Origin of the sequence: Oscillatoria sp. FACHB-1406 (genome assembly GCF_014698145.1) — a bacterium.
Classification (GTDB): domain Bacteria; phylum Cyanobacteriota; class Cyanobacteriia; order Cyanobacteriales; family Spirulinaceae; genus FACHB-1406.
On the sequence record NZ_JACJSM010000018.1, the window covers coordinates 21,947 to 39,446 of the forward strand.

Sequence of the window (17,500 nt, forward strand, 5' to 3'; positions counted from 1 at the left end):
CACCTGCTTCTCAATCAATTAGGTTTTCCCAAATCCGAGGATTTTATCCCAACCACCAAGGCGATTATGAGGTTCTTAGTCGCTGAAACATTGGCATCAATGGCTTCCCCCTTCCACCCTCTGCCCTATCATTCTAATCCGTAAAAACGAACCGAGTTATCCCAGAGAATCTTTTGTACCGTTTCTTGCGGGAGTTGCTCTTGAAGGGCTACGGCTCTCTCAACAATATCTGGTTTGTGATCGACATGGGGATAATCGGAACCAAAAATTAAGTTATCAGAGCCGATATATCGGATAATCTCAGGGATGTACGGCTCAGATGGCTCGATCTCAATAACGCACTGGCGGCGAAAGTATTCGGATGGCTTCATTTTCACGTTGTCGTTAACCTCCCAATGAAGATTCTCGTATTCTTCATCCAGCCGCCACAACCAATAAGGAAGCCAGCCGCAGCCTGATTCTAGAAAGCCGATTTTGAGCTTGGGGTGGCGTTCTAACACCCCGCCTTCAATCAAGGCTAACAATGCCATCATTTGTTCGATCGGATGAGCGCAGGCGTGGAGCGCAAAACGGGTATTAAATCGCTCTGCCCCAGCCGTTGCCAAGCGAGCGTGAGCGGCTGTATGAAGACCTACCGCGATGCCCAATTGCTCGCACTCCGTCCAAAATGGTTCGTAGGCCAGATCGCTTAACAGTCTTCCTTTAACCGGATTCGGCAGCATAAAGACGGCTTTCCAGCCAAAGCTGGCAATTCGCTGCAATTCCGAAACCATCTGTTCGGGATCGTGAAAATTAATCGCTCCGACACCTTTGAGAATTTGAGGATCGTAACTGCAAAAGTCTTGCAGCCAATTGTTGTAGGCGCGGGTGAATGCGCCAGCGAGTTGGGGCGCTATGGTATCGATCGCTAAAATCCATAAAGCATAGGACGGGTAATTAAAAGCGATATCGATTCCCATTAATTTCATCGCTCGCACTTGAGATTCGGCGTTGAAGCGATTAAGTACCGATGCGGGGTGAGAGCGACCGATTCGTTTAGCTTCTTTTACCGCTACTCGCTCCGTCATTTTTTGATAAATACTTTCACCTTTGATTTTCAAATCGGGTGAAAGTGCAAAGCTTTTAAAGGCGGGTTCGAGGTACTTTCCCCACATATCGTTGGGTTCAAAGACGTGAGCATCTGCATCGACGATTTGAAATCCGTTCAGCATAATTTTAGATCTGGGAAATTTCTTTTACATCCACATCGGAAATGGGTTGAGTTGACTTTCTGGTGTCGGTTCTTTCAACCAACCCAATTGCACGGGAACTTCATAAAGCCGTCTCGAACCTAAGCGTTTCCATAAGTGGCACATTCCCGGAACGATCGCTTTTACTACCTTCAATCCGATATCGGGTCGCGTCATATCGAGAACCAGCATTTCCATACCGTGTTTCTCCACAATCTGTTGGCAGGTCATTACGTCTTCGTGCAAGTCATCGCTCCAAAGCTGGGGATAATCGGCACATACTTTGGCAGGAAGGCTTTCATCAGGAACCAAATACGACTGATTTTCCAGGGTGGCCGTTTTCCACCAGTCAATCGCTAGCGGTTCGTAGGTTCGGTAATCGGTGCTGCCATCGGCATTGGCGGAAAAAACGGCAGGAAGAATCTGGTTGACCTCGGTTAAGGCTCTTTGCACCGCAATTTTAGGGTCAAAATGGGAACCATAACCCAATACGATATCTTCTACCGCGCGATCGTTTCTTCTGGTCATTGCTGCAAAAGTCGGAATATTCAAATCGCTGGTGATATCCAAAACCCAAAGGTCGCGATGCAGGGTTTGATAATAATCTTTGAGAGCTTGAAAATACGGCTCGTTAAAACTGTCTAGATCGACTCTCGCTCTTTTCACTCTATTATACCACCACAAGGCAACGCTATCTCGTTCTACTAATTCCATAAATCCTTGCAAAATTGCTTCTTCTGAGGTGTTACCCGCAGCACAGCCATTGGAATCCGCCCAACAATCCGGCTTAACAGGCTGAGGATAGCCGAAATAGCAATAAGCCGTAGGCAGGAATTTAAAAGTTTGATGAGTTAAAGACCAAACGGGTGTCCAATCAATTTCTCTTTCTTCATCAAAAGGTTCGGGAACTTTTTGAAACCAGCTATGACATTTGGCATTCCATTCTTGCCGATTCTTATATTGGGCTTGACTGAAATTCATACAGCGATTGGGATGAATCGCCACTTCTCCCAGATTTCGGTAATTCCCTTTTTGCCCGATTTCGTCTCCTTGAAATACAGCAGAATAGCGCTCGATTGCTTCGCAAAAAGCGCTTGCCTTAGCTTGGGCTTCGGTTTTTCCTTTGCCCGCACTTCTACCGCTAAGATTTTGACGTAAACCATTAATATCGTCGAACAGGGTGACGAAATGATGCTGGGCTGCATAAGTATGGATCGAGCTATTCGGCTCTGAAAACACTTTTTCTAGCGATCGCACAACTCCTGTAATCGGACTAATATGATGCTGGTATTTCCTTAGCGTTTCTTCAGGTGCAACGCAACGGTGTCCTCCATCTGTAATAAAAGTCTTTTTTCGCCTTCCCAGCACGATAGGTAGGGGTTTCCGATTAATTCTATTTCCCATTTCTCCACAAATCGGACATTGGGGACGCTTGACCAAAACGTGCTTTTGCGTTTCTAAAGAAATAGTATTGTAGCTAACCAGAATACCTTCTAATTGTTTATTTTCTCCCTGTAAAACCCATTTCAATATTTCCGTAGCCGCCATACTTAGAGTAGTTTGATAAGTAGAAGGCAATGAATTGAGCGGGGGAGTTAAAGGCGCTGCGATATTTTTGTGCCTTTGGATGAATGCTTCAACGGGTCTGTTTCCTCGCAAACGTTGGGCTAAACACTCCCAGCAACCCGTTTGACCGGGATAAAAAATTGGCCCGATCCAAACCGTATTTCCTAAAGGTTGAATTAGCATCCAAGGACGCGATGACTTTATAGCTTTTTGATTAAAAACAGCTAGTTCTTTTCGGAGATAATCATCAGTTAAAACAATTTCTAAATCTCCTTCCTCAGCGACTACTTGTATGTGAAGAGATTGCAACAATGAAATCAAGTCAGTGCTAGGGATAGAGCCTAAACTTTTCACGACTACTTGGGTAGTTTTCAATCGGCGGTATGCTTCCTTGCAGTCAAGGTTCAAAGCATTGCAAAGCATTGCAATTGTAGATGGTAGAGCATCATCACTTTCTACGATGTAACCTTTCTGTTGCATCCGCATGAGTGCATAATAAATCTCAGTGGAAGATACCCGATCTTGCAATATACTGACAATATCATCAACAGTATGTTGACCATCAATTAAGGGTGCTAAGAGTTGATAGAGAGAACCGTTTAGTAATATTGACTCGTTTTCTGCTATAAGGAATAAACTTTCCGAGCCTAAAGTTTCTACTATAAAATTAATTTTAAATTTTGGTCTATTTAACATATATATTTTAGCAGTATCGTTTTTTTAAACAATAAATATAGGGCTACTTGCCCGATAATAAGCGGCACTAAAAGCATCAAAGTCTTGATAGGTGGGCGCTGCCCACCCTACTAGACCGGCTTTTGCAACGAGAAGCGTTTAGTTGAAAATATTAAGTTAGGGGCTTTTCGTGAATATAAAAAAGGAGTTTCCACCCTGGATTGAGAACGAGTATGAATTTTCTAAAAACTTAGGGTGGATTTACAGAATTGAGAAAAGCAATTTTATAATGAAGCTAACACAATCCATTGTTGAGGGGGTTCCCATCCCTCGCCCGATTCGCCAGTAGCCCAAGCTTTTAACTCCTCTACTTGGGATTCATCTAATTCAGGTCGAGGGGGATATGCAAGTCCTGCAATAATCTTCGAGTTTTTATCGTCTGGCTTATCTCCCTCAAAGGCGATATAACCGTCAGGACTTTTCACGACTTCAAAATAGAAATATTGAACAAAATCCTCTGTATAAACATACTCCTGGAAGTCTCCTGCAAGGTTCTTGTATTGCTCTGGTAAAGTAAGAGTTCCTTGTGCTTCTTTCCCGGTAAGGAGATCGGAAATTTCCTGGCTATATTGAGGTTGGTTATGCTCTGCCTGGATATTAAGTGCCTGTGTGAATCTTGTCTTTAACTCCTTTTCCTCCTCCGTTTCCGCATCATCTAACCATGTCCACGCGATCAGTTGAGACATTTGCCTACAAGCGAGGGGCATTATCGCTCTTATCTCATTGAATTTATCACTATCTCCAATCCAAGCGGCAAGCAGGCGCTCGAAATCTTTTCTTCCCTCCGACGAATTGACCAAAGTTTTGCGGATATCAAACTGAGTGCGATTTTGGTTATCGGTCATAAGTTTACTCCTAATTAACGAGAGAAAAAACGGGTTGCAATACTGTTACTATAGTATACCCTTAAGTTCGCTGAAACAAAACTTTTCTTGGCTTCTATCTTTTTTGGCAGAACTATTTAGCATACTCATCTAAGAGAAAACTGAAATCTGTACTCCTTTTTCGATCTTGGGTGAGCCTAGCCCCAGCATGACACTTTACACAAGAAGAATTCTGAGGTTCAGTATAGGTTTCCATCGTTACATTTGCTACAGGAGAAAATATAAAATTAGTTGGACTATTGAAAAACTGGCTTACAGGAATACCCGCACAATTATTGGTATTATTTGAGAATAAACCACAAGGAAGTCCAAACATCCATTCCGTGCCGATAAGTTGGTAATATTGCAATACTGAATTAATTTCTTGAAATTTTTTTCGCCACTGTTCATTCAGTTTTTTCGTGCTTAGAGACGGGCCTCTGTGGTCTAGCCGCTGTACCTGCGTTGGTTCTAGTTCTTTCATTTCTCCATTCTGCTCTTTCGTCACTGCATGAGGTGATTCTTTTCGCCAGAAGTATGTCTCATTTTTATCTCTCGTGTTATCTGGTAAGCACTTGTTGTTCACATTACAATCCAGGTTGCGTAAAGTTGGCTTTAAACTTGGAGAAATTGGGGGAACATTTACCTCTAGATTATCCACTTGTTCAAACGTAGACCAAATCCAATTTTTATTGGCTGTTTTTTGAGCGATATGAAAACCGATCAAACCTAGCTCGACTTCTTCTTCGATGTCTTGGCCAGTCGTGCTGTATTTCGCGGGAATATGTAAAGTTTGCTTAGTCGTATAATAACGAGCTTTTTCTAGGGAAGAAGTGCTTGCATCGAACACCCGCCATGCTGCCTTAATTTCGATCGGTCTTGCTCCGTCGCTAGTGGAAAACTGAAATAAATTGCAATTCTCTTTCTTGTTTTCCTTTTCTTTACATTGGTCTAGAGTATCGTACTTCTCTAGTTTCTTGATTTCATTCCAACCGTTATCGCGAATTTGTTTAGCTTCATCTGGATTAACTCGAATTTCATACACGACATAGTTTTTCTGTTGGTCAATTAAGGGAAGCTTAACTTCTTTCGGCCTATCGTTGCCTTCTCTTTCATCGGCTTCTTCTCCTTCTTTCGATAGGGCAAGTCTAATCGTTTTTTCACATTTTTTATGCAACTCGGTAGAGGTTTGTCCATCCTGTTGAAATACTTCTTCAGGATGCTCGTAGCATTGCCAAACCCTTGGTGCGTCAGGATATAAACCAATAGTTGATTGGTTTTCGGGTTCGATTGGATTCCCGTTTTCATCGGTTGGCCAGTTCAGTGCCACGAAAGACTGCCAAGAGAATGGATTAAAATTTTCTGCTTTGTCGTCTGTGGTAGCTAAGTCTGACGGTAATTTAGATGTGAAAACTATGTTCGGATCGGTATAATTTGTCGCTTTTACGGCTAGGGAAAACCCTGCGGTAATAACTATTGAAATAGCCATTAAAATCAAGAAGGAACGTTTCATCACCTAGACCTCTATGATTGGGGTTATGAAAATAGACGAATTGCGTAACTAGAACGACTGATGATTTTATTGATCGACGGCTACTTAAAGCGATCGCGGAAATACTGCCGATACAACTCGCAACTCACTGTCGCGCGATCGCCGTGTAAATTGACCAATCCCATACTTTTCAGTTTCGATGCCTCCACAAAACCCAACTCCACCGGCGTACTGCTCTTGACAACGCGCGCAAATGCTGCTAGTAACTCCGGCTCCTGTTGGAGGTTCCAGAGTTCTCGCTGTAAGCGATCGCGATAAATTCCCTCAGCAACCGAAGCAGTTTGCAACACTTGCTCTAGCGTGACTTCAGCGCGCCCGATATGATAAAGCGCTAATCGTACTAAATAAGGATTTCCGTTGACAAAAACCCTCAGTCGCTCGGCCTCTTCAACCGACAAATCCAGTTTTTGCCGTTTCGCCAAATCCTGCACTTGCTCGCAACTAAAGGGCGGCAGTTCGATCGGTAGCCCCACGTTAAAGGGCGATCGATTAGCACTCAGCGGGATATACATTTGGGCAGAGCGCACCACAATTAAGCGGAGTTTCCGCCAAATCTCCCGATTTTTGGCTTCTTCGTGCCAAGTTCGTAACAATCCGAAAAAGTCGCTGGCTAGGTTGGGATGGGCAAACAAGCGATCGCTCTCGTCTAAAGCAATGACGATCTGTTTATCGGTTGCAGCCAGCAAATACTGCTCGAAGTACATCTTGCAGCTAATCTGACTGCCAAAAATATCGTCCCAATATTCCGCCATCTGATTTTCCAGTTGCAGTCCCAAACCGACGTTGGCGCAAAACCACCGCAAAAACTTATCTAAATCTTGGACGATTTCCCGGTCTGCTAACTGAAAATCGATCGCGACGGTATGATAGCCTTGCTCGGTCGCTTTCTGGAGAATCCTTGCAACTAGGGAGGTTTTTCCCATGCGGCGGGGTGCTTGGATGCAGATCAGCGCTCCGGGCTGCAAAATAGTCTTGTAACACTGAAGCTCAATCGGGGGGCGCTCGATATAGAGGCATGAATCCAAGGGGACTTGACCGATTGGCAATTCCACCTCGAGTTCGTTTTTGGGTGGGGGTGGGCTATCCGATTCTTCAACCCTATCGCCCTGACGAAATACCCAGAAATAGTCGCCTTCCTCCAAGCTCGAGTTAAAGGCGCGGAAATACCTTTTGAGCGTATTGCGATCGACTCCAACTTCTCGTGCGTGGATCTTCATCGCGGTATTGATAGCCAACCCCGTGCGATCGCTAATTTTTTCTAAAGTATACCTAGCCCCACCGTTATCCCGAAATTCTGCCTCAGCTTTAGCCGCTTCTAGCTTCTGCAATCCTTGTAGGGTAAGAATTACACCTCGTCTGCGCTTTGGCTTGTTCGGCTCCTTTATCACTCTTCTTTTCGGCTCTCATGATTGCAAGATAAGAGCAATTTTACCAACTTAAGCAACTGAATCGTGCTTAATGTATAAAAATTACCATCCCCAAAATCTTCGCTAGTGCCGCTTTGGGTTAATGAGCTTCTAGACCTCTTAACTTGCGATCTCACAAAAGCAAGACCATCGACACAGTTGGAAACTACCGATAAAATTTGACGATCGGTCATAGGTCGTCAAAAAGTTTAACATCTTTGCTTAGCTTTTCGCTTTTAATTCAATCTTTGTAAAAGATAAGCAGGGTTATCGAGCCTAAAAAATTGGAAACTGAAAAATAAGAATAGGCAGCGCAGAACGCCTACCTCAAACAATGCTTCTTTAGCACAGCTTGATTTTTGCCATTTTTCCTGAAACTATTTATAATAGGATTAGTTATAATCAAAAACTTAGTATTCAATGGTTTGGCCTTTTAAACCCAAGAAACGCAAACAAATTGCTCGAGTTGAAATTACGGGCGCGATCGCCTCAGAAACGCGCAAACGCCTGCTCAAAGCCTTCAAAACCATTGAAGAAGCCAAATATCCCGCCCTCCTACTCCGCATCGACTCTCCCGGCGGCACGGTTGGCGACTCCCAGGAAATTTACGCCGCCCTCAAACGCCTGCGCGAAAAAGGCGTAAAAGTCGTCGCTAGTTTCGGCAACATTTCCGCCTCTGGGGGCGTATACGTCGGCGTAGGAGCCGATAAAATCGTTGCCAACCCCGGCACAATTACCGGCAGCATCGGCGTAATTCTGCGCGGAAACAACCTCGAACGCCTGCTCGATAAAATCGGCGTATCCTTCAAAACTGTCAAATCCGGGCCTTATAAAGATATCCTTGCCTTCGATCGCGAAGCCACCCCCGAAGAACTCCACATCCTCCAAGAACTCATCGACACCAGCTACCAACAGTTCGTCGAAACCGTCGCCAGCGAACGCAACCTAGCCGTCGAAACCGTCAAAACCTTTGCCGACGGGCGCGTTTTCACCGGACAGCAAGCCCTAGCCCTCGGAGTCATCGATCGCCTCGGAACCGAAGAAGACGCGCGCCGCTGGACGGCGGAACTCGTCGGACTGGATCCCGAAAAAACCAAATGCACCACCATCGAAGAGAAAAAATCTCGCCTCTCGCGCCTGCTTTCCGGACAAACCCAAAGCAAACCCCGCTTTCACAGCGCCCTTAACTGGGTAGAATTTGAACTGAGTACCAGCGGACAGCCGTTATGGTTGTACCGTCCTTAAAATCGAGATTGTTGAGATTGACTGAGAAAGGATAAAAATCCCCACAGCAAAATTTACAATCGAGATGAGAACAGTGGAGGATTGTGTTGTGGATTGGAAAGTTCGGGCTATTCGCGGGGCGACAACCGCTTCAGAAAACACAGAAGAAGCGATCGCAGTCGCAGTGCGGGAATTGATCGACGAGTTAGAGGAGCGCAATCAACTCGATCCCGAAGAAATTGTTAACGTCGTATTCACTGCCACCCGCGATTTAGATGCCATCTTTCCCGCCGCGATCGCGCGCGAACGTCCCCATTGGGATAGCGTCCCTCTCCTCGACTGCCAGCAGATGCACGTTGAAGGGAGCCTAGAGCGCTGTATTCGCGTCCTCATCCAAATCAACACGCCCCTTCCTCAGTGCAAAATGATTCACGTTTACCTCGGTAACGCCAAGCATTTGCGCCCGGATTGGAGTTAGGAATAATGGTCAATAGCGCTAGGCAGATCGGTTAGGACATTAAGTAGGGTGGGCAGCGCCCACCAGCCAATGCTTTCAGCTTTAGAGAGCGTTCATTCTTCGGTGAGTAGCGCTCTAATTCGGAATTCAAAACTATAAATTGCTAAATAAATCCGGTCGAACAAAGCGCATTTTACTGCCTTCGTTCGACCGGAATTTAAATCGATTTTTAGACCGATTCAGCCTTTGGATAATTAGTAGTCGAAGTCGCCGCCGCCACCGGGAGCCGCAGCAGCTTTATCTTTTTCCGGCTTATCGACAACGATACACTCGGTCGTTAAGACCATACCCGCGATCGAAGCGGCGTTTTGCAGCGCGCTGCGAGTCACTTTAGCAGGATCCACAATACCCGCTTCAAACATATCGACAAACTCGTTAGTAGCAGCGTTGTAACCGATGTTAAAGTCTTTTTCTTTAACGCGCTCGGCAATAACCGCACCGTTTTGTCCGGCGTTTTCAGCAATCCGCTTTAAAGGAGCAGCCAGAGCGCGAGAGACAATCATTGCACCCGTGAGGGCTTCAGCTTGCAGGTTGTCGGTTGCCCACTTTTCGAGTTCGGGAACGAGATGGGCGAGGGTGGTACCGCCGCCGGGAACGATGCCTTCTTCAACCGCTGCTTTAGTCGCGTTGATGGCATCTTCAAGGCGAAGTTTGCGGTCTTTCATTTCGGTTTCAGTCGCCGCGCCAACTTTAACGACAGCGACACCGCCAGCGAGTTTAGCTAAACGTTCTTGCAACTTCTCTTTGTCGTAGGAAGATTCGGTTTCGTCCATTTGACGGCGAAGTTGCTCGCAACGCGCTTTTACGCCTGCTTCGTTGCCTTCAGCAACAATGGTGGTGTTGTCTTTGGTGATGGTCATGCGGCGCGCGGTTCCGAGGGAATCGAGCTTAGCGTTTTCGAGCTTCAAGCCAGCATCCTCGGTGATCACTTTACCGCCAGTGAGAACGGCGATATCTTCGAGCATCGCTTTGCGGCGATCGCCAAATCCCGGTGCTTTGACAGCAGCAACGTTGAGTACGCCGCGCAAGCGGTTAACAACCAGGGTAGCGAGGGCTTCTTTCTCGATGTCTTCGGCAATGATGATTAACGGTTTGCCGGAGCGGGCGACTTGCTCGAGAACGGGAACTAAATCTTGAACCAAGGTGATTTTTTTATCGGTAATCAAGATGTAGGGTTCTTCGAGAACCGCTTCCATGCGTTCGGTGTCGGTGACGAAGTAGGGGGAGATGTAGCCTTTTTCAAAGCGCATCCCTTCGGTAATTTCCAACTCGGTGGTCATCGATTTGCCTTCTTCGAGGGAAATCACGCCTTCTTTACCGACTTTATCCATCGCATCGGCGATCATTTGACCGACTTCTTCGTCGTTTCCGGCAGAGATAGAACCGACTTGAGCGATGGCTTTGGAATCTTCGACGGATTTGGCGTGGGAAGCAATTTTATCGACGAGGAATTCGGTGGCTTTGTCGATACCGCGTTTGAGGGCGATCGGGTTAGCGCCCGCAGCAACGTTGCGCAAGCCTTCTTTAACGATCGCATGGGCGAGAACCGTTGCAGTGGTGGTTCCGTCTCCGGCGACATCGTTGGTTTTCGAGGCAGCTTGACGAATCAAGGATACGCCCGTGTTTTCGATGTGATCTTCGAGTTCGATTTCTTTGGCGATCGTGATCCCGTCGTTAACGATTTGAGGCGCGCCGAATTTCTTTTCGAGAACGACGTTGCGACCTTTTGGGCCGAGGGTCACGGCAACGGCTTCAGCGAGAAGGTCGATGCCTTTCTCGAGGGCGCGACGGGCTTCTTCGTTGTAAATAATGCTCTTAGCCATAATCTATGGATGCAGGTTAAATGGAGTGGGTGAGGGTTTTAAAGTTAAGATTTGACCGAGGGCGATCGCGAAAAATTATGCGACAGCCGCCAGAATGTCTTTTTCCGATAAGAGAACGTAGTCTTCGCCGCCGAGTTTGATGTCAGTACCGGCGTACTTGGAGTAGAGAACTTGGTCGCCGACTTTGACTTCTAAGGCAACGCGGCTGCCGTCGTCTTTGACCTTGCCGGGACCAACTGCCACAACTTCGCCGACTTGGGGTTTTTCTTTAGCAGTGTCGGGTAATAAGATGCCCCCTGCGGTTTTTTCTTCAGAAGCGCTAACTTTCACGAAGACGCGATCGGCGAGGGGGGTAACGGTAGAAACGTTAATGCTTAGTGCTGCCATAGGGGTTATTCCTAAATTACTCCTGAAGTTAAAGTAAGCGGAAAGCAAGTTTTAGCACTCTCACCTTCCGAGTGCTAATGTAGCGAATTGCGGCGACAGGACGCAACAGTTTGCGTTGTACGGTTATCCGAACCGGGAGGGGTGAAGAATGATGAATGCGGAATTATGAATTGTGAATGATGAATGCTGAATTATCCGAAAGCATTGATATCCCTCACCCCCGGCCCCTCTCCCGATCCCCCCTAACCCCCCTTACTAAAGCTACTGTGTACACACAAGTAGACAATTGAGACCCCCAATCTGTATAAGCCTTGCTAGGCAAGGCTTTCACAATTCAGAGTTGATTCTTAACAACTCAAGCTTATTGAGAAAGAGAAACGAGCCATCGGCTCTTGAGACATCGGAATGTTCCGAAACGGTTCCGCGATCGAGATGTGTGTACACAGTAGCTTACTAAAGGGGGAAAATGCGAGGGGAGAAAGAACAGTAGAATGGGAGTTCCGGCTTCTAATGCACATTAGGCGTGAATTGTGAATGATGAGGGGTGAGGGATGAGGGGTTAATTACGAATTACGAATTACGAATTACGAATTACGAATTACGAACTACAAAGCTTTCCCAATCCTAGCGATCGCTACTGACTGAGGTTTTAGTCAGGGGGGCGCTGACTTGCTGGGTCTGCACGAGTTGGAGATTATACCCCAGCCAAAAACTCGTACCGCCCAAAAGCGCGATCGCGGCTACCAAAGTTCCCGTCAGCAGGCGGACTTGCGATCGCAACTCTTTCACCTCGCGATCGCGCACAACCAAGAGTTTACTATGCTCTCCGGGCTTCTCTGTCAGAGTCTGCTCGATTTTTTTCGGCAGCTTTTCCGGTTTAAACTGCACCTGCGAGTACAGCCAATTCACGATTAGCTGCGGGCAATTTTGCTTAAACCAGCGCAACGCCAACATTCTGAATGCGGGTTTCGACAGTCGCGCGATCGACTTCATCGTGCGATTCACCGGATGTGCCTGAAAGCGAACATCAATCCAATTCACCGCACCCACATCGTAGAGCGCATCCAGAATCATCTTAACCGTCGTCTCTTGAGAATAGATTAAATGTTCTATCAGCAGCAGAATGTCCCGCTTTCTCTGCACTTGCATCCGCTGCTCTTGGGAGTCAGTTAATTTTTCTAGCGGGGTGTCGGAAGAAGAAGGCAACATCTTCACCTTAGCAGTCACATCCTCTTTACCTTAGCAGTTGTAAGCTCCAGACCGCAGGCAATTTTGAGGGAACCCACCTCAAGTCCGACAACCCTCGCCGATCTCTACGAAACATTAAGCAAATATTTAAGGGCGTTACGAACTGTAAAGATTAATCAAAGGATAGATCGCCACCCAAAAAGAATGCTAACTTAATAAGTAAGCACAACGAAGGCAAAAGAAACTTCGCTAAAACAATCAGATTCAAGCTTGTGCTTCCGGCTTGGGGTCTGGGCAGTAAATTCCGGCACTGTTAGCCAAAACCCGCATCATTAACACAACAGAAGATGGATTCTTATTCGCCTAGCATTTGTTGTTTACTGTAATAATGAGTTGAAACAAATGGTTGGGATGCTTTAAGCTAGCTCCGAGTAAGAGCCATAATCATCACACCTGAAACGGCGTTAAGATGCAAAAAAACCGAAGGAATACTGCTAGAAAAAAGTAAAACTTTAGTTAGAGAGTAACATCAAATAATCGTTCATTACCATCGTTCGTTTCGGAACCCGCCGCTTGCCGCAATGTTTTTCTAATTGGGCAGTTAGGCGGGTTAGCTTTTTGGGATCAATTAAATCGCTTCAATATTCAACCTTAAAAGCATCAACGTAATCGCGAACAAATTGCTCGAAGGGAATCGGAGGTTTGCCAGTAATATCTTGCACGGTCGGTAAAATTGTTGCATAATCTCCGGCTTTTTGGCGATCGTACAACCCTAAAACCATATCAATTTGTATTTCGGGAATTTGGTTGCTTTGCATCGCTTGACGAGCAATTTCGGGCGGGATATCGACATAGGTAATTGTTCTCCCCAATACCGCAGAAAGAATACTCGCAACCTCGGAATTGTTAAGAGCTTCTGAGCCGGTTAAGGTGTAAGCTTGACCTTGATAACCCCCTTGCATCAGAACCCGTGCAGCAACAGCAGCAACATCGCGAATATCGATGAAACTAATTTTGCCGTCGCCTAGAGGGAGATAAAAAGCATTTTCGGCTTTAATACTGGCACTGGTATAAATGATGTAATTTTGATAGAAAGAGTTCGGGCGTAAAAAGGTATAAGGAATACCTGAAGAGGCGATCGCGCTTTCCGAAGTTCCGTGACTCTGCCCTAAAAGCAGATCGGGTTCAGTATCCACACCCATTACTGAAAGTTTAACAATCTGCTCGATTCCCGATGCTTTTGCCGCTTCCAAACAGGTTAAATCGAATTCAACCAGGTTCGGTGCGAGGGGAGTCATTAAAAACGCTTTATTGACACCAGCGAAGGCAGAACGCACAGTATCCGGTCGATTGAGGTCGAATTCAACCCGTTCGACTTCGGGGGGAAGTTCGCTAGCGCGCGATCGCACTGCCGCCCGTACCTTAGCGCCCATTGCAACGAGATGCTTAACAACTTCGCGCCCAACATTGCTGTTTGCGGCGGTTACTAAAATCGTTTCGGTCATGGCTGAGGTTCCAGATAATGGTACACAATTGAAACAGACTAGAACAGCGTTCGGTTCGCTTTAGTTTTACTTAACACAAGCGATTAATCGTTACCAAACGGAAACTCACTGAAAATTGAGAAAAGATGCCAGAGAAGAAGTATCATTGCCCCGTAGAAGTCACCCTCGACGCGATCGGTGGGAAGTGGAAGTGCGTCATTTTGTGGTGGTTATCGCAAGGAACGTACCGCTTCAGCGACTTGCAGCGATCGATACCCGGAATTACCCAAAAAGTGTTAACCGAACGCTTACGGGAATTAGAAGCAGACGGTTTAATTTACCGTCATGTTTACCCAGAAAAACCGCCTCGCGTTGAATATTCGCTTACGCCAGACGGCGAATCTATTAAACCGATTACCGACTTGATGTGTGCTTGGGGAAAAGCACGACAACCTGAATATCCTTTTGCTTATCGGTCTTAATTTTTAATACTCACAACAAAAAGCTAACGATTCGCTGCCAGACTGTTTCTAACAAATCGGGACTATCCGCATTAAACCACTCGATTTCTGGGTAGGCACGAAACCAAGTGCGTTGGCGTTTCGCAAATTGGCGCGTATGTAGAACCGTTAAATCTCGCGCTTCAGTTAAAGTAATTGCTCCTTTTAAATGCTGCCCGATCTCCGCATAGCCTAATGTATCGAGTAAGGGTAAATCCCAACCGTATTTTATCCCTAACCTTTCCACTTCCTCAATAAAACCCATTGCTATCATTGTATCGGTGCGTTGTTTAATGCGAGCATCTAAGGCAGGAACATCGCAATCTAATCCGATTTGAAGGATAGGATAGTTAGGGGGCGATTCGCCTTGTTGTTCGGAAATTGGCTTTCCGGTCGCGTAAAAAACTTCCAACGCTCTTAACGTTCGTACTGTATCGTTAGGGTGAATTTTTTTTGCAGAAAAAGGGTCGATTTGTTGTAAAAAAGCATAGCATTGCGGCTGCCCTAAAGTTTGCAGACTCAATCTTAATTCGGGTTGTGGGGAGACGCGGGGAATTTTTAAGCCTTTGACGATGGATTTGATATAAAGTCCCGTTCCGCCGACGAGGAGGGGATGGGGGGACGGGGAGAGGGGGAGAGAATTGTTAACCAGAGTTTGATATTCGGCGAGGGTTAAGGTTTCGGTGGGATCGCAAATATCGATAAGGTAGTGGGGAACGAGTTGTTGTTCTTCGAGGGTAGGTTTGGCAGTGCCGATGTCGAATTCCCGGTAGATTTGGCGAGAATCGGCACTGATAATTACCGCGTTTAAACGTTGCGCGATCGCGAGGGCTAAACCAGATTTTCCGGTTGCCGTCGCGCCGCAAATAACAATTAGGGGAGAATTCATGGCCCGCCTAGAACTCGCTCTGAGATGCGAGTTAGCAATTGATTGTCGAGAGGATGATTTTTATAGAAAGTTTCTAAGCGGATGGTATTCGCATCTGAGTAGCGGAAGGAGACGATAAAAGTGCCGTGACTATCCTCATCCTCGAATCGATATTGAGGTCGATTTGTCGTACCGCCTACATTGAAACCCGCAAGGTTTAATGTTCTACCACTACTCTTATTTTTTAAATGGAGAACATAGTAACCGGGCTCCCACTGACTGAATGAAGCTTGCCAACTTTCACTCGCAAAAGTGCCGATGATGGAAAAGTTTTTTGTATACAGCGGGCAGTTATTGGTTTCTTCGTCAACCTGTCCGCTCGCATCTAAAGAAGCGCGGCAAGGTTGAGTCAGTTCGTCGGCTTTTGCGGTCGAGGCAAGCGTGAAAGAAAGCGATAAGGTTAAGAAAGTGGCAGACGCGATCGCGGTGAGTTTCATAGCGAACTCAATCTTCATTCAATGGGTCGAAAGTTAAGATGTTGTCTCGAGATTAAAGTTCCGGAATCTCGGAATATTTTTAGCAAGAAGGGCGAATGCCATTCGCCCCTACACCCATTAAAAAGGGCTAAATTAATCATTCATAATTCCCCCATTCATCACTCATAATTCATAATTCATAATTCCCCCATTCATTATTCATTATTCATTATTAATTCCCATCGCTCGACCAATGGGGGGGATCGTAACTTAGTTTAACGACTCCGTAGGATGCACCAACCGTCCACAAAGTCCGATTTTCGCCGCCCGATCGCGGTTCGCCGATGGTGACGAGAGTACCGCTAGCATTTTTCACTTTAATCGTTCCCGTCCAACTAATCACCCAATCGATCGCGAGTCCTTGGGTATGGCGCGATCGCAAGGCCGCCGGATTATCGCCGATATCGAAGGCATTGACCATATCTCGCGCCGCTTGCAGGGATATAGCATTGGTATAATGAACCCAGGAAATATCAATCCCAGGCATTCCCGGAACGTCGGTAGGGGAGATGTCGCCGTTTTTAAGCTTGACGCTATAGTGCATCATGTAGGCCCGTTCCGGCGGCCGATAGGTATTGTTGACTTGGATAGTTGCGCCTGCTTCGCGCAGGGCGCGTTCAAAAGCTTGCACCTTTTGGCGGAAGGGGGAAACAAGGGTATCGATGGAGTTGCTGGCGGGGAAATAGTTCACCCAATGAGGACCACTCAATCGCTGTCGCTGTCGCCGCGCGTATTCGCAGAAAATATCGAGGGCGGGGTTTAAGTCTGCGCCAAGCTTTTGTTTGGTGGCGGCGGAGAGGCGTTGAGCGAGGAGCGATCGCAAGTTAGTAGACTGGAGGCGGTAGGCTTCGGCTAAACCGCGCGTACTCATCGAACCGAAGTCGCCATCGACGGTTAAGGCGGGTTTGAGGGATGCGATCGCGTTTAAGCTTTGCTGGAGATCTTTAACCTGTGCTTCCCCAAAGTTAATATAACTCAGCAGCATTTTCGCTGTAATGTTAGCAACATAAAACACAAAACCTTGCGTTAGCGCTTTAGTGTAAGTCGGAATATCAACGACACCCGTAGCAAAGATGCCATTTTTTTCCTGATAGTTGCGCGTTGCTAGCGTACTAACGTTACCATAGCCGCCATCAACCGCACCGACAGGATACTTATTATCGAGTAAAAATCGCTGCCAAGCCTCGACTGCATCGCCCCTCGACCCTTTTTGAAGAGTATATAACTTCAAGGCAACTGGATTAAAAACCATAACTCCTGCCCTTTTGATTTCGATCGCTCCATGTTTTCCTCACTATCTTCCTCCGCCGCTCCCTCAACGTCAATTCCATAGAATCCGGTCAAGCTTGATTTTTTCTTTAAATCTGCGCTTTTCAGGCAGCGAAGCCTTTTGTGTTAGAATTCTTAGGTAATTTTGACTTTTAGTGCAGCGATCCCGCTTCTAAACGCTGCAATCGCCAACCATCAACGGCAAACCCGACTCATTCCTCGCCCCTCAATACCCTCACCCCTTCAATCTCGGCAAAATAGGGAGGGTGCATCCCCCCAAGAAAGTTGCGCTGAAACGCCTCTAATGCAGGCAGTAACCCTTTTGTGCTAGAATTTTTAAAGATTTTGTCATA

The 17,500-nt window shown here is 46.4% G+C and carries 15 protein-coding genes and 1 pseudogene; 3 read left to right on the forward strand and 13 right to left on the reverse strand.

Annotation, left to right across the window (positions count from 1 at the left end):
- Window positions 1-128 precede the first annotated feature (128 nt).
- The 6 genes and pseudogenes from H6G50_RS16795 to H6G50_RS16815 all read right to left on the reverse strand — a co-directional run bounded on the left by H6G50_RS16795 (window position 129) and on the right by H6G50_RS16815 (window position 7,333).
- Window positions 129-1,211, reverse strand: a complete 1,083-nt coding sequence (locus tag H6G50_RS16795) for an amidohydrolase family protein (protein ID WP_190718617.1) — start codon at window positions 1,209-1,211, stop codon at window positions 129-131.
- 24 nt (window positions 1,212-1,235) lie between these two features.
- Window positions 1,236-2,978, reverse strand: coding sequence for a TOMM precursor leader peptide-binding protein (locus tag H6G50_RS16800; RefSeq protein WP_242032862.1), 1,743 nt, complete (start codon window positions 2,976-2,978; stop codon window positions 1,236-1,238).
- A gap of 285 nt (window positions 2,979-3,263) precedes the next feature.
- A pseudogene (locus tag H6G50_RS24580) lies at window positions 3,264-3,491 on the reverse strand (adenylate cyclase); the annotation flags it as partial.
- A 263-nt stretch (window positions 3,492-3,754) separates the two neighbouring features.
- Window positions 3,755-4,375: a hypothetical protein gene (locus H6G50_RS16805; protein WP_190718623.1), complete on the reverse strand. Its 621-nt coding sequence runs from the start codon at window positions 4,373-4,375 to the stop codon at window positions 3,755-3,757.
- Window positions 4,376-4,487: 112 nt separating this feature from the next.
- On the reverse strand, window positions 4,488-5,906 hold the full coding sequence (locus H6G50_RS16810; RefSeq protein WP_206756574.1) for a hypothetical protein: 1,419 nt from the start codon (window positions 5,904-5,906) through the stop codon (window positions 4,488-4,490).
- A gap of 80 nt (window positions 5,907-5,986) precedes the next feature.
- The gene (locus tag H6G50_RS16815) at window positions 5,987-7,333 is read right to left on the reverse strand and encodes an AAA-like domain-containing protein (protein WP_347239950.1); all 1,347 of its coding nucleotides are present in this window, start codon (window positions 7,331-7,333) and stop codon (window positions 5,987-5,989) included.
- A 438-nt stretch (window positions 7,334-7,771) separates the two neighbouring features.
- On the opposite strand from H6G50_RS16815, the gene sppA reads away from it, so the two are divergent.
- Window positions 7,772-8,596, forward strand: coding sequence for a signal peptide peptidase SppA (sppA, locus tag H6G50_RS16820; RefSeq protein WP_190718628.1), 825 nt, complete (start codon window positions 7,772-7,774; stop codon window positions 8,594-8,596).
- 88 nt (window positions 8,597-8,684) lie between these two features.
- Complete coding sequence (gene aroH / locus H6G50_RS16825; protein WP_347239951.1) at window positions 8,685-9,053, forward strand: chorismate mutase; 369 nt, start codon at window positions 8,685-8,687, stop codon at window positions 9,051-9,053.
- A 233-nt stretch (window positions 9,054-9,286) separates the two neighbouring features.
- Here the strand turns inward: aroH and groL are convergent, their stop codons facing one another.
- The 4 genes from groL to H6G50_RS16845 all read right to left on the reverse strand — a co-directional run bounded on the left by groL (window position 9,287) and on the right by H6G50_RS16845 (window position 13,995).
- Window positions 9,287-10,915: a chaperonin GroEL gene (groL, locus tag H6G50_RS16830; RefSeq protein ID WP_190718634.1), complete on the reverse strand. Its 1,629-nt coding sequence runs from the start codon at window positions 10,913-10,915 to the stop codon at window positions 9,287-9,289.
- Between the two features lie 75 nt (window positions 10,916-10,990).
- On the reverse strand, window positions 10,991-11,302 hold the full coding sequence (groES, locus tag H6G50_RS16835; RefSeq protein ID WP_190718637.1) for a co-chaperone GroES: 312 nt from the start codon (window positions 11,300-11,302) through the stop codon (window positions 10,991-10,993).
- Between the two features lie 624 nt (window positions 11,303-11,926).
- Window positions 11,927-12,529, reverse strand: coding sequence for a hypothetical protein (locus H6G50_RS16840; protein ID WP_190718640.1), 603 nt, complete (start codon window positions 12,527-12,529; stop codon window positions 11,927-11,929).
- A 599-nt stretch (window positions 12,530-13,128) separates the two neighbouring features.
- Entirely contained in the window at window positions 13,129-13,995 is an 867-nt protein-coding gene (locus tag H6G50_RS16845; protein ID WP_190718643.1) for an SDR family oxidoreductase, read from the reverse strand.
- A 125-nt stretch (window positions 13,996-14,120) separates the two neighbouring features.
- Between H6G50_RS16845 and H6G50_RS16850 the strand changes: the two genes are divergently transcribed.
- The gene (locus H6G50_RS16850; protein WP_190718646.1) at window positions 14,121-14,456 is read left to right on the forward strand and encodes a helix-turn-helix domain-containing protein; all 336 of its coding nucleotides are present in this window, start codon (window positions 14,121-14,123) and stop codon (window positions 14,454-14,456) included.
- A 10-nt stretch (window positions 14,457-14,466) separates the two neighbouring features.
- On the opposite strand, the gene miaA is transcribed toward H6G50_RS16850, so the two are convergent.
- From miaA to H6G50_RS16865, 3 genes are all read right to left on the reverse strand, one after another.
- The gene (gene miaA / locus H6G50_RS16855) at window positions 14,467-15,363 is read right to left on the reverse strand and encodes a tRNA (adenosine(37)-N6)-dimethylallyltransferase MiaA (protein WP_190718650.1); all 897 of its coding nucleotides are present in this window, start codon (window positions 15,361-15,363) and stop codon (window positions 14,467-14,469) included.
- Window positions 15,360-15,857 carry a hypothetical protein gene (locus H6G50_RS16860; protein WP_190718653.1) on the reverse strand — a complete coding sequence of 166 codons (498 nt, stop codon included), beginning with the start codon at window positions 15,855-15,857 and terminating at the stop codon, window positions 15,360-15,362. Before H6G50_RS16860 ends, miaA begins: the two co-directional genes overlap by 4 nt.
- A gap of 193 nt (window positions 15,858-16,050) precedes the next feature.
- A complete protein-coding gene (locus H6G50_RS16865) occupies window positions 16,051-17,130 on the reverse strand; it encodes a peptidoglycan-binding protein (RefSeq protein ID WP_190718656.1) in 1,080 nt (359 codons plus the stop codon).
- Window positions 17,131-17,500: the final 370 nt, after the last annotated feature.